Source organism: Colwellia sp. BRX8-5, from assembly GCF_014077325.1.
GTDB lineage: Bacteria > Pseudomonadota > Gammaproteobacteria > Enterobacterales > Alteromonadaceae > Colwellia_A.
This window is the reverse complement of sequence record NZ_JACGVR010000021.1, coordinates 53,986-68,239: the sequence shown is the minus strand read 5'-3', so window position 1 is coordinate 68,239 and position 14,254 is coordinate 53,986. Positions and strand designations below refer to the sequence as shown.

Below are 14,254 nucleotides of genomic sequence, written 5' to 3'. Positions count from 1 at the left end.
TGAAAATGAAAGAAAAAGATGATGATAACGAACATAATCATTAATTAACCAAAATAGTCACTTAGCATATGTTAGGTGACTTTTTGCTTAAAGGGACATATATGCAAATTATTAAATTATTATTACTGCTTGCCTTATTAGGTATAGGTGCCGCGGCTACTGTGATGTATTCGGGTTTGGTTGATGTTGCGGCTGATGAGCCTCATAGTGATTTGGTCTACTGGTTTTTAGAAGAAACCAGAGAAAACGCTATTAAAAATGCAGCTCAAGATATTGTAGTGCCTGATTTAAGTGATCCAGAATTGTTATTAACGGGTGGTTCTGACTACGAATTTATGTGTTCGAGTTGCCATTTAAAGCCTGAACAGAGTGAGAGTGACATGAGCTTAGGGTTATACCCAGCACCACCTAATTTAAATATTGCTGCTAAAAGTCATATAGGTAAAGAACACGGCGATGGCGCACAAAGCGATCGTAAAAATTTTTGGGTGATCAAACATGGTATTAAAGCGTCTGGCATGCCTTCTTGGGGTAAAACTCACGACGATGAACGTATCTGGGCAATGGTTGCTTTTATAAAACGATTACCAACTTTGACACCAGAGCAATACCAAATACTTACCGCGATAGATTAATGTCTAATTAAATTTAAAGACAAAGGGATAAGTGATGATAATAGTTTTAAGGAGTATTAACAGGACACCCAATCTAGTTTTAATAGGACGCCCAATCTAAATTGATCCTCCCTACCGATGCACTACACTGAAATAACCAAGCGACATAATCACAGGTGATTTATGGCTACGCCAAGGAAACAACAAATCAGTTTAATAGATACCCCTTATTATCATTGTGTTGCGCGTTGTGTTCGACGAGTATTAACAGGACACCCAATCTAGTTTTAATAGGACGCCCAATCTAAATTGATCCTCCCTACCGATGCACTACACTGAAATAACCAAGCGACATGATCACAGGTGATTTATGGCTACGCCAAGGAAACAACAAATCAGTTTAATAGATACCCCTTATTATCATTGTGTTTCGCGTTGTGTTCGACGCGCTTTTTTATGTGGCGAAGATGCCTTGTCAGGCCAAAGCTTTGATCACCGCAGAGAGTGGGTAGAAGAGAAGTTACACTTTCTTATCGAGGTCTTTGCGATTGACGTGTGTGCCTATGCCGTAATGAGTAATCATTATCATGTTGTGCTATTTATTGATGAGGAAAAAGCAAAGCAATGGAGCATGAGTGATGTGCTTGAGCGTTGGCACCGCTTACACAAAGGCACGTTACTCACACAGCAATACTGTCGTGGCGAAGCGTTAGCGAAACCGTTACTGGATATCGTTAAAGAAACATCTGAGGTCTATCGAAAACGGCTGATGAAAATCAGTTGGTTTATGGGCTACATTAACGAAGGTATTGCCAGAGCAGCTAATCAAGAAGACAACTGTACTGGTCGATTTTGGGAAGGACGATTTAAATCTCAAGCATTATTAGATGAAGCAGCACTTGTTGCTTGTATGGCCTATGTTGATTTAAACCCCATTCGCGCCAATATAGCCAAAACGCCCGAAAGCTCAACGCACACCAGCGTCAAGCTACGCTGTGAGCAAGCAAAAAAAAATCAACAACCCAATGCGTTACTCCCTTTTGTTGGTCACCCAATAAAAAAAATGGTTAAGGGCTTAACATTTGAGCTTACTGATTACCTACAATTAATTGAGTTAACCGGACGTTGTATCAGAGAGGATAAATACGGTTTCATCGAAGACAGCCAACCCAATATACTCAGTCGATTAAACATATCAGCTAAAAACTGGCTAATCATTACCACCCAATTTAGCAAACAGTTTCATGGTGCGGTTGGTCACGAAGATGCCTTAAGTGATTACTGCGAACATCAACAGTTAAAGCGAAGACAAAACTTAAGTCATTGCAATAAACTCTTTGCTTAAATTAACTACACTCATTCAAAACAACTATAAATCTAACCAGTCTATCCTGGAGGATGGCACTTGTTTATAAATGAGTATTTTAGGTGTTAATTGACTGAAAATGAGTTTTTGCACCATCGTATATTATCAAAAGCCCTTTTTAATGATAACGACTGACAGTATATTGAAATATCGATGTGATGTTGTTAGATTTGATTTAAATTGAGTGTCTGCTTTAGTCACTTTAAAATAGCTTACATTATAAACAGGGTCGTACTTTCAAGAATGGCTTGAGCTTTAGTAAAGTCTGTTGAAAGGTTGTCTAAAGTTGATATCGGTAATAGTTCATTAGTGACTTATTTAAGGTAGAAAAGGCGAGGGCAGAGTTCGTACTCATATGTTAAACACCGATACTATAAAGAGAGCCTGTAACAAAATCTGTTACAGGCTCTATAAAGATAATAACTGCCATGCACGACAATATCTTTATTTATGGCGCCATAACTTTAATTTTTCAAGCACCAACATTGGCTCGATTGGTTTGGTTAAATAATCATCCATACCCGCTTCTATACATTTTTCTTTGTCACCTTGCATCGCATTAGCTGTCATTGCAATAATAGGTATTGCCGTGTTTTCTACTCCAGCCTCACCTGCTCTAATTCTCTTTGTTGCTTCATAACCGTCCATTTCTGGCATTTGGCAATCCATGATCACAACCGTATAGGGTTTAATAACGGTCGCTTCTTTTAATCGATTTAAGGCGTCAACACCATTAGTCGCTAAATCTGCGGTTAAGCCGATTTTTTTTAAGACAGCTAGCGCTACCATTTGGTTTACTCGGTTATCTTCAACAAGTAGCACATGCATTTCTCTAGGCCAGTGACCTTTCATTGCACCGATATTAGGCTTTTTTATTGCTTCTAGGTCGATACTGTTATGCGCCGTTATTAATGTATCGGTATTATTTTTAATTACCGCTAAAGCATTAAATAAATTGTCGGTTGTTGCTGGTTTAGGAAAATAAGTACTACTACCCAAGTCTGCAAAGTGTTTAGCGTCGTGTTTTTCATCGATTGAGGTCATCATCACTAGTGCCATTGGGTCATAGCTTTTATTCGCTCGAATTATTTTAGTTAATGCTTCTCCATTCATCGTTGGCATTTCCATGTCCACTAATGCCAGATCAAATATCTTTGAATTTGATGAAGAAAAACACTCATCACAATGAAATAAAGCTTCCTTAGCACTTTTAGCTTCAGTGACGTTTATCCCCCAACACTCTAATTGTCTGCGTAACACCTCACGGCTAGTTCTGTTATCATCGACAATTAAAATATTTAACCTTAAGCCTGCTATCGGTGGCACTACTGGGGTCGATAATTCACTTTCTTGTACTAAACAAGATACTTTAAAACAGCTGCCATGGCCTATCTTACTTGATACCGTTACATCACCATTAAGTAGCTTACATAATTTTTTTGTTATACTTAACCCTAACCCGGTACCGCCATATTTTCTGGTTGTGGAAGCGTCAACTTGGCTAAATGAGCCAAACAATAAAAATATTTTTTCTGCTGGAATACCAATGCCAGTATCTTGAATTTCACAACTAAATATAAAGTGATGATCTTTTTCGGCAGGTTCGAGTTTAGCTTTAATAACTATCTGACCTTGATCGGTAAATTTTATGGCATTACTTAAAATATTGGTGAGGATTTGTCGTATTCGTCCCGGATCTGATTTAATGAAAGAGCAGGGAATACCTGTTAAATCGAGTATTATTTCAACGCCTTTTCTTTGCGCGGCAAGTGAAATAGATTCAGCAAGCTCTGCCACTAAATTACGTAAATTAAAATCTATATACTCAAGTTCTATTTTACCCGCTTCAATCTTTGAAAGATCAAGAATATCATTAATAAGTGTCAATAATGCATGGGCACTGGTATTGGCTATGCTTACGTTTTGGGCTTGTTCTTTCGTTAGGTCACTATCCATGAGTAACCCCAGCATGCCTAAAACCCCGTTCATTGGTGTTCTTATTTCGTGACTCATATTAGCTAAAAATTCTGATTTAAGTTGTGTTGCTTCTTCAGATTTTTTTAATGCTGTAATTAAATCTTTAGCCTGCGTCTTTAGCGAAGCTGTTTTCTCAGTCACTTGCTCTTCAAGTGTTAAAACAAATTGCTTTTGTCTGTCTATTTCTGTCTGCTGTAAACGCGTTCTTAAATAAATGGTAATAAATACGACCATTAAGGTTAATAATACATATAAACTGTATGCCCACCAGGTTTTCCAAGGCGGTGGTGATATATACAAGTTGATCGACAGTAATTTCTTCCCCCACTCACCACTGCTATTTGTCGCTTTGACAAGCAGTTTATATGTACCTCCATCTAGATTAGTAAATGAAGCAATATTTCTATTACCGACTTCAATCCAATTATCATCATAGCCTTCAAGTTTATAAGCATATTTGTTTTTGTTAGGTGAAATAAAATCTAAAACAGAGAACTCAAAAGAGAAAAAGTAGTCATGATAAGTCAGTTCAATATCAGTGACATAAGAATAAGGTCTATCAAGCTTTATCGGCTGACCCATTTTATTAAAACCGGTTAAAACAATATTGAATTCGTCATTGGTTGTTTCTATATCTAAAGCACTAAAATACTCGATGCCGCGTTGGCTACTGGTGAAAAATGTCTCATTTGCACCTTTTACTAGGCTATTTGGATAATAATTCATTCCTAATAAGCCATTATAGCTGTCAAAATTAGTCACTTCTCCTGATAAAGGGTCTAATCTTGAGATCCCCTTATTGGTCGTCAGCCATAAATGACCACTTTTATCATCAGCAATTGCACGGATTAAAGAGGTCGGTAATCCATTGTTTTTATCAAAATGTTTAAAGGTTTTTGTTTCTGGAAGATATAAGTTGAGTCCTTTTTGCGTAGCAATCCAAACGTTGCCATTTCCACTTTGATGGATATCCTGTACGATATTTCCTAATAAACTATCAGATTTTTTTTTATTACTTTGAAATGAAATGAACTTTTGTTCGTCTGCTTGCCAAAGATTTACACCGTTACCGGTTCCAACCCACATATTTTGTTTACTATCTTTAAATATTTTTAAAACTTCGGGATGAGATAATCCCAAAGATTCATTTAAATGAGTAAAGGTTTTAGTCGAAGGGTTATAGCGATAGACACCATTTTTATAAGTGCCAATCCAAAGGTACCCATATTGGTCCATGTTAAGGGCTCGTAACTCTCTGAACTCTTTATGGTTTGGATCTGTTTTAGGGTAGGTTAATAACTCAAGGTGTTGAGTGTCTAAGTTGAATTTAGCTAAACCTTCATCTTGTGCAACCCATAGACTGTTATTATCATCAAGAAATATAATTGGATTTTCTAATAGTCTATTAGCGCCATAGCCATTCTCATCACTAAAGATCGGTGCTGATAATGTGGCTAGTTTTTGTGATGATACCTGCCACTTATATAACTGCGATGACGAAGATACAATGACAAGATCACCATTAGCATCTGTTGCTATTCCATTTGGAGCGGTCAGTTCAGGGCTATTAATCGATTTAAATTTACGATGTGGTACTAACTTATATATGCCGTGAGTCTCGCTAGTGACCCAGATGGTTCTAGAGCTATCTTCGAAAATTATTCTCAGACCCTTATTATTGCCAAGGTCAAATTGTTCAATCTGAGGACCTGTGTTTGATTGTCGAAACAAGCCTTTGCTGGTGACAAACCAGACATAACCCTCTTGGTCTTCAATCATAGAATTCACTTGATCTAAATATTGATTATCAAGTGTTTTTAATCGTGTAAAAAGACCATTTTCTTTATCGAAGGAAAATGGACCTTGTTGAGTACCTACATAAAGCTTGTCTTTTGACGTTTTTAAAATACTGCGTATTTCATTTGCGCCTGTTGGTGTTTTATTTTCTGGAGCAGGGAAAAAATGAGAAAAGGTTTGCTTAGTTTTGTCATATAAATTTAAACCATAGCTAGTTGCAACCCAGAGACTATTGCTATTGTTGTTTTCAATATCCCATATTCTATTATGAGATAAACTTGATGGTGAATCATCAGTTTTTGTAATATGTTCAAAGCTATTATTACCTAGATATCGACTAAGCCCTTTATCATATGAACCTAACCAAATATTGTCCTCTTGGTCATGAAATAAGGATTGAATTCGATTAGATGAAATAGAAGCAAGGCGAAGCGGATCATGAATGAAATTACTAAAGCTTCCTGTTTTTGGTTCATATAGGCTAGCGCCTCCTCCCCAAGTGCCAATCCATATATTTCCGGTGTGGTCCAACATCAGGTTTCCAGCATCATTATGCGATAAACCGTTTGAACTCATACTATCAAATTGAAACAGGGTTGTTTTTCGACCATCATAGCGCATAACGCCATTTTCAGCGGTACCAAACCAAAGTAAGCCTTGATTATCCTGAATAATTGAATATATCTCAGAAGAAATAAAGCCATCTTCCTCGGTCAGCACTTTAACCGAGTATTCATTAATGAGCTTTGAAGTCGATTCATTACTATAAGCTGGAGCAATCGTTCCAATAAATAGGAAAAAAAAGCAGATAACGTGATTAACAAGCGATAAATTATATTTCATAAATATTAAGATTATCAAATCCAAGTAAGGTCAACAAAAAGTACAAAAAATCTTATTTAATTTAATAGGTTATATCCTTGCTAAAAGCGGATAAACCTAATTAAGGCACAAGCTTAGTTTTATTTACTCATGCATCGCCCCTGCAATGTAAGCCAAAAGCTTATCATCTAGTATGCTACTTTAGCTGTAATATTTATATAAAATTTTTGTCAATATTTAGTTGATTAAATAAAACTAAAGGCTGGTTGGGTCTTTTACTTAGGTTACCCAAGTGTATCATTTTATTTTAGGGGAAAAGTTTTAGGCCCAGGAAGTATTCACTTTTGTCTACTAAACGTTAACGGAGACTTTAGTAATACAATGATATTTATAATACTAAGGTCTACAGTGCATATTGTTTGATAATCATGTATTAATATAGTTATTAAAGACAAATTATCTATCTTTTATGTCTAATATCAATAAGGTAATATTATAGTGAGTCGTCATATGGAAAATAAATTACAGAAATCAGTGCTTGTTTCATTAGTCATTACCATAATAATCACTTTAATTACGTATGCTAGCCACAAAGCTTTTTCATCAGTATTGCTCGCTTCACTGAGTGTAGCAGTCGTTAGTTTTTTTGCTGTGTTTTTCGGTGTAAGTCGCTGCTATAAAAATATAAATAAAAACGAAACAAAAAAGCAACGTGATAATTTAACAACAGAATCTCTTGCCAATATTGGTCAATCTATCGGTAATACCGCCAGTGAGTTAGCGATTAATTCTGCAGAGGTCAGTTTCTTTTTAAACCAATTGGCCCAAGCGATAGAAATATCAAGTGAAGATGTCGACCGATTAGCGACTGCAGCGGAAGAAATGTCGGCTAACAGTAAGCAAATAAACGAAAATTCCTCATTAGCCTCAGAGCAAGCGAGTCTAGCAATGACCGCTAGCAGCTCAAGTTCAGCAAAGTTAAGCCACAACATTGATACCGTCAATGAGCTTCATCATGCGGTTAGTACCGCCACAAAAAAAATTGAATCACTGGCCAGCAAAACACAGCAAATACAGAGTATTACTGATGTAATAGATGGCATATCAAGCCAAACAAACTTACTGGCTTTAAATGCGGCGATAGAAGCTGCTCGCGCAGGCGAACAAGGTCGCGGTTTTGCTGTTGTTGCCGATGAAGTCAGAGCGCTGGCAGGAAAAACTGCTGATGCTACTCGAAAAATAGGTGACATGCTTAAACAAATTAGTGACGAAACAACTGAAACAACCCAAGTAATAGCGGAAATTGTTGAAAAAACTGATAGTGTTGTCGTCACCATGACTGATTTATCACAAGGTTTCAAAGACATTGATCAGCTTATGGCTGATTCATCGGGCGCGAGTGATCAAATAAGTCACGCTTTAAAAGAACAAGATTTAGCCGCTAATGAAATTTCAACCGCTATTATAAATTTACATGACTTTTTAGTGGATAAAAGCCACGAAACGAAGTCTGTATCAAAACAAGCGACAACATTATCCAATGGCACCGAATCGATATTTGTACATATCTCTAATTTTTCTAGTGATACTCTAATAAGTAATATGTGTAATCAGGCGCAGTATACAGCCAGTAAAATTGGTCAGTTATTTGAAAAAAGCATTAAAAACAATGAGATAACAGAGCTACAGTTATTTGATTTTAATTATAAACCTTTGGGACTTACCGAGCCGAAAAAATTTACCACCAGTTTTGATAAATTCACAGACCAACATTTACCTGCTATTCAAGAGCCTTTATTAGTAGAATTCTCTAACATGATTTATGCAGGCGCTGTTGATATTAATGGTTATTTTCCTACGCATAACAAATGTTTTTCAAAGCCGCTAACCGGTAATCAGGCAATAGATGCTATTAATAATCGCACTAAACGTTTATTTAATGACCCTACAGGTATTCGCTGTGGAAAACACACAGATAAATTTTTATTACAAACCTATAAACGCGATACAGGGGAAATAATGCATGATGTTTCCGCACCCATTTTTGTTAATGGCAAACATTGGGGAGGTTTTAGAATTGGCTTTAAAGCAGGTTAATATAGTAAGTCTTATAAATAAAGGAGCAGGTCTTTATTTACCACTGCCTGCCTGATCTGAGTTGAAATAATATTGACCCGCAACAACCTAGATTAACCCTTAAATTTTATCTAGATAAAATAAACAATTGTATTTACCGAAATCGGCGAAAAGCCCCACCGCTTGCGGTGAGGGATGGATAGCCGAGATTGCATAGCAATCTAATGCGGCCTATCTTGCTGCTCGATGTATTGCTTAAGAATCTCTATCGGCGCTCCGCCGACAGAGCATGCATAATAACCAGAGCTCCAAAGTGCATTCTTCCTCCAAGCTACCTGATTTAACTGCGGAAACCACAACTTCATCTCTCGACCTGTAATACTTTTTAAAACATTAACTAATCGTGAAATTGAAATAGAAGGCAGGTAAGAGATAATCATGTGAACATGATCTGACTCCCCATTAAACTCAACCAATTCTGACTTTAGTTTTAAACATTCTCTTTTTATTATAAAGTCCATTTTATATAACATCTCGCTCGTAAACTTCCGCTCACGATATTTAGTAACAAATATAATGTGAGCTTGAATTAAATACGAAGAATGAGCGCTCTTTTTATATTTCATACAGACACTTATTGACACTGGTAATTTATACAGTATAGTCGTCATTATGAGTTTAACCAGTGTTTCGAAATTTAATATCGGTCAGACAACACCTTTGCAAACAGAGTTGCGAAGAGAGTCAGCTCGCCTTTGGAACGATATGGTTAAACTGCACAAATTCATCCGAAAACGCCGATGGAAGTGGCCTTTTAGAGGTGATTTTGAAAAGCACTTTAAAAGTAAGTACCGACTTCATAGCCAGACAAACCAGGCGCTTATTAAAAAGTTCTTTGCTAACATCGAAACAACCTCAGAGAATCGAAAAGCTGGCGATAAAAAAGCTCGTTATCCGTACCGTGACAGGAAGCACTTCCAGGTAGTAATGTACAAGGCTTCGGCGATAAAAAGAAAAGGTAACCGCGTCATTCTTTCAAACGGACTTGGAGTTAAAAAACTCATCGTTCGCATTCCAAAAGATATACCCATTGGTAAAATCACAGGGGCGGAGCTTAGTTTTCGGGAGCTTAGGCTCACGATAAAGCAAGATATCAAAACCATTAAGTCAGCTGGCAGCAACGTAGTTGCTGCTGACTTAGGTGTAATTCATCTTGCAGCGATGACCGATGGCGAAACGTCGGAGATCATAGTTGGTCGCGGTCTTCGCTCGTTAATTCAGTATAGAAACAAGAAGCTCGCTGAATTCTCAAGACTGCTTTCAAAATGCAAGAAAGGGTCTAGACGGAGCCGAAAATTGCGAGTATCAAAAGCTAAAATGCTGTTCAGAAATGACAATCAGCAGCGCAATCTTCTCCATCATGCATCCAAGCAAATGATTGATTATTGCGTGAAACAACAAGCAGGTATGCTTGTTGTGGGCGATTGCATCAATATGAGTAAGAACGCTCGAAAAAAGAAGAAAGGCTCAAGACGTTCAAATCAAATGAACAGCAACAATCCCCTTGGGCAGCTACTCACCTATCTTAAATACAAAGGTAAATTCCAAGGTGTAGAGCTTGATAAAATAGGAGAGCAGTACACCACTCAGACTTGCCCGAAATGCGGTCATAGACACAAACCTTCGGGGCGCAATTACCAGTGTAAAAATCCAGAATGTGATTTCATTGGAGTGCGGGATTTGGTCGGTTCGGCCAACATTAAAAATAAATTCGAGAACGGTAGAATAGAAAAAGGATACCTTCTCCCGCCACTTGTGGCAAAGTATCGCAGACCTGTAAAAGTCCCTGTAATAAGGCTGAACTGCGTAGTCCATCTGACAGATGGCATGTTGCTTGATAACACCCTTGATGCGGCTCAGGCACTTTCGAGTGCAGGTGGTAAAACACCGTCTGAGCTATTTCACGTGGCCTGATCAAGAATCCTCACCGCTTGCGTTGCAGGAGCTGTCAAGATGCCTTATCCATAGAGCTAATGAATGTTTAGATTTAACTAGTTTTGAACGAGATAATGTCTAAGCGAAGGTTGCATAGCCATTACTCTCTACTTTTAGCTACTTTCGAATATGTTCAGCCTAAGAGAAGAAGCGTTTAGTCTGTATTTTTCAATCAAAAGTTAGCCGTTAAAATTAATATCACCTTAAATCAGCGCAAAGCATCAGGTAAGCATTGCTGTTAATCTCCTCGGTTTGTCTAAAACTAACGTTAATGAATACTCCATAGTGGATGCTTTTTTTATTATTGTTAACCTTGTCAACATCTAGTATTTACTTAATTAATCGTTAAATCTATCACATGTCGTTTTTAATAAAGGGCGACGATATCGTTTTCTTTGAAGTATTTTTTATTGGAAATTAAAGTCAGCTTATCTGCACTATCTTTAACGAAGTCACATTCTACCTCCTTAGAAAAACAGCCGGAATCTAACGATATTAAACATTAAATAGTAGGGGGGCACGCTAAGAAATTGAGTGGTTATAAGGTAATTATTGACTGAAAATAGAAAGCAACATAATATTTATTTTATTCAATAAACGTGAATAACCTTTAATAGGTTCTGCTCAAAGTGATTAATTGCGAAGAACATCGTTGTAAATTATCAATAGCTGCTATTGTGACGAGAATAGTTTTTAGCGATGATAGTCACAAGTCCAAACACAATAACCGTCAGTTTTGATTTTTTAGATTAATCTTATCGATTGATTTTAGCGGAGATTTTTTATCTCTCTTTATAATGTTTTAGCAAGGAACCCCTATGATTTCTATCAACCTTAATGGCCGCGAACAATTATTTGATGTCGAAGACGATATGCCATTGCTTTGGTTGATCCGTGAAGAAGCCGGTCTTCGCGGCACTAAGTTTGGCTGTGGTATAGCACAATGTGGTGCTTGCACGGTTCATGTTGACAATCAGGCCGTTCGCTCTTGTATGTATCCGGCGGTTGCAGCCCAAGGTAAGCAAGTGAATACAGTTGAAACTTTAGGCTCAAAAGAGGCTCCGCACGCTTTACAGGCTGCTTGGATTAAACACCAAGTTCCTCAGTGTGGCTATTGTCAGTCAGGAATGATGATGGCAGCAGCGGCATTATTAGCGAGTACTCCTAATCCAAGTTCTGACGATATCGATACTGCAATGACCAATATCTGTCGATGCGGAACTTACAGTCGAGTTAAAGCTGCCATTCTTGATGTAGCAAAGGAGATGTCTTTATGAGTCTTACTCGTCGGATGTTCGTTTTTGGTGGTGCAGCGATTGGCGGCGGATTAGCGCTAGGGGTTATTGGTTTAGGAACACATTTGGCCATGCATGATCGCCTTGGTGTGCAGCGAGATGGCAACACCAGAGATACCTTGCTCAACTTGTGGCTTCGTATTAACAAAGACAATACCGTTACACTACTTTCTCCGCATACCGAACTTGGTCAAGGTGCCGGTACTGGTTTAACCCAAATAGTGGCCGATGAACTTGACTTGAATTGGCCGCAAATCAAATTAGAGCTTGCGCCTGCGACCACTGCATTTTCCAATGGTGGCGTTTTTGAAGGCTTTGTTAGTGAAATGATTGGTAAGCCACCAGTCTGGGCAGAGCATATTGCTAGTAATGCTTTCAACCGTCTAGCCGACTTACTTAATATGCAAATGACTGGGGGTAGCGCCTCTATTCGTTTTACTGGCTGGCAAGTTATGCGTGAAGCAGCCGCAGCTGCACGTCAAATGCTGATTAACGCAGCCATCGATAAATACGGCGCAAGTACTAATACGACTACCGATGCTGGATATGTTGTTGATGGCGACAACCGCTGGAGTTATGGCGAACTGGTTGAGCATGCGGCAACTTTAGACGTTCCTGAAAACTACACACTTCGTGCAAAAGGTGATCGTAAGTTTATTGGTAAGGCAATGCCTCGTCATGATTTACCCGACAAAATATTTCTTGAAACACAATACGGTATCGATCGCCATGTGGAAGGGATGCGCTATGCAGCTATTGCACACAGCGGTGTCTTTGGCGCTAATGTCGCCACTATTGATAACTTAGCTGAAATTACCTCGATGCGGGGTGTGCTGGGTGTTGAAAATATGGGGCTATCCGTTGCTGTTATCGCTAATAATCCTTGGCGAGCAGAGCAAGCGATAAAAGCCTTAAAAATTACGGCAGCATCCCATAAAAATAGTGATTTAAGTTCAGCAAGTATTGAAAACTTTCAACGTGAGAGTTTACAAGGAGAATTAAGTGATGCCCACAATATTGGCGATGTAGCGTCTGTGTTAGGCGGTAGCGGTGAAACAGTTGAAGCTGAATTTTGGGTGCCTTATTTAGCACATGCTACTATGGAACCGATGAATGCGAGCGCTTGGCTAGAAGGCGATAAGCTTCATGTTGCTGCGGGTGTGCAAAATCCACTTTACGCTCGTGTTCATGCGGCAAAAGTCGCTAATATGGACGTAGAAGATGTTGTTTTTCATGCTCATTCAATGGGAGGAGGCTTTGGTCGTCGTGTCGGTTTTAGCATGAGTGAAGACAATCCAATAATGTGGATTGATGAAGTCGTCACTTTAGTAAAAAAATACAAGTTTCCTATTAAACTCACTTGGTCACGTGAGGCAGACACGAGACAAGATGTTTATCGACCGGCAGTTCTGGCAAAATTTTCAGCACAGCTTGACGAAAACGCTAAACCACGTTACTGGCTATCGGCAAGCTATGGCAGCGAAGGTGGTGCGCCAGCCTCTATGCCACCTTATAATGTTGATAATATTAAGGTGCAGTTTGCTAATCATCCTTCTCCTGTGCCTATTGGTTTTTGGCGTAGTGTCGAAAATAGCCAACATGCATTTTTCAACGAGAGTTTCATTGATATATTGGCTGAAAAAGCACAGGTTGACCCCATTAAATATCGATTAGCATTGCTCGATAATAACGACGATCATGCAAAATGCTTAAAGGAAGTGGCGCAGCTGTGTAATTGGCAATACGGTGTTAGCTCTGACGGTAAAGCGATGGGCGTTGCGGTACAAAAAAGTTTTGGCACTATGGTTGCTACCGTTGCTGAAGTTTCACTGCAAAATAACCAAGCGCGTGTTCATCGTGTTTGGATAGTGACTGACAGTGGCGTGGTGGTCAACCCAGACTCAGCAATCGCTCAAGTTGAAGGTGGTGTGCTCTTTGGACTAACGGCGGCACTTTATGGGCGTTGTGATATTGAAAGTGGTGGTGTTAAACAAAGCAATTTTCATGATTACCCTATTATTAAAATGGCTGAAGCGCCGATTGTTCAGGTGAAATTGCTTGAAAGTACTAATGAACCCGGTGGTTTGGGTGAGGTTGGCGTACCGACTATTGCCCCAGCAGTTGCAAATGCATTGGCGGTCTTAGGTAAAAGACCAATGCGTTTACCGATTAATGCTTAATATGATAGCCAAAGTATAATGACCTTAATTAAAAACCAGCCTTGTGGCTGGTTTTTAATTAAGAATGGCGCTTAGCAAAAATACTTAACAGAAGAACATTAATAATAAGTGTCTGTGCTTAGTTTATTTAAG

The 14,254-nt window shown here is 38.5% G+C and carries 8 protein-coding genes; 6 read left to right on the top strand and 2 right to left on the bottom strand.

All coding sequences use genetic code 11. The features are described 5' to 3' along the window. Window positions 1–101: 101 nt before the first annotated feature. On the top strand, window positions 102–635 hold the full coding sequence (locus H4J62_RS13855) for a cytochrome c (RefSeq protein WP_182216199.1): 534 nt from the start codon (window positions 102–104) through the stop codon (window positions 633–635). Window positions 636–984: 349 nt separating this feature from the next. Further along, window positions 985–1,959 (top strand): transposase, encoded by a 975-nt coding sequence (locus H4J62_RS13850; RefSeq protein WP_182216201.1) that lies wholly within the window; start codon window positions 985–987, stop codon window positions 1,957–1,959. A 465-nt stretch (window positions 1,960–2,424) separates the two neighbouring features. Here the strand turns inward: H4J62_RS13850 and H4J62_RS13845 are convergent, their stop codons facing one another. After that, complete coding sequence (locus H4J62_RS13845; protein ID WP_182216203.1) at window positions 2,425–6,597, bottom strand: hybrid sensor histidine kinase/response regulator; 4,173 nt, start codon at window positions 6,595–6,597, stop codon at window positions 2,425–2,427. A 489-nt stretch (window positions 6,598–7,086) separates the two neighbouring features. On the opposite strand from H4J62_RS13845, the gene H4J62_RS13840 reads away from it, so the two are divergent. Next, window positions 7,087–8,673, top strand: coding sequence for a methyl-accepting chemotaxis protein (locus H4J62_RS13840; protein WP_182216205.1), 1,587 nt, complete (start codon window positions 7,087–7,089; stop codon window positions 8,671–8,673). A gap of 200 nt (window positions 8,674–8,873) precedes the next feature. On the opposite strand, the gene tnpA is transcribed toward H4J62_RS13840, so the two are convergent. After that, a complete protein-coding gene (gene tnpA, locus H4J62_RS13835; protein ID WP_182216207.1) occupies window positions 8,874–9,278 on the bottom strand; it encodes an IS200/IS605 family transposase in 405 nt (134 codons plus the stop codon). 46 nt (window positions 9,279–9,324) lie between these two features. On the opposite strand from tnpA, the gene H4J62_RS13830 reads away from it, so the two are divergent. From H4J62_RS13830 to H4J62_RS13820, 3 genes are all read left to right on the top strand, one after another. Beyond that, window positions 9,325–10,626 (top strand): RNA-guided endonuclease TnpB family protein, encoded by a 1,302-nt coding sequence (locus H4J62_RS13830; RefSeq protein WP_182216209.1) that lies wholly within the window; start codon window positions 9,325–9,327, stop codon window positions 10,624–10,626. A gap of 839 nt (window positions 10,627–11,465) precedes the next feature. After that, complete coding sequence (locus tag H4J62_RS13825; protein ID WP_182216211.1) at window positions 11,466–11,924, top strand: (2Fe-2S)-binding protein; 459 nt, start codon at window positions 11,466–11,468, stop codon at window positions 11,922–11,924. Further along, window positions 11,921–14,122, top strand: coding sequence for a xanthine dehydrogenase family protein molybdopterin-binding subunit (locus H4J62_RS13820; protein WP_182216213.1), 2,202 nt, complete (start codon window positions 11,921–11,923; stop codon window positions 14,120–14,122). Before H4J62_RS13825 ends, H4J62_RS13820 begins: the two co-directional genes overlap by 4 nt. Window positions 14,123–14,254: the final 132 nt, after the last annotated feature.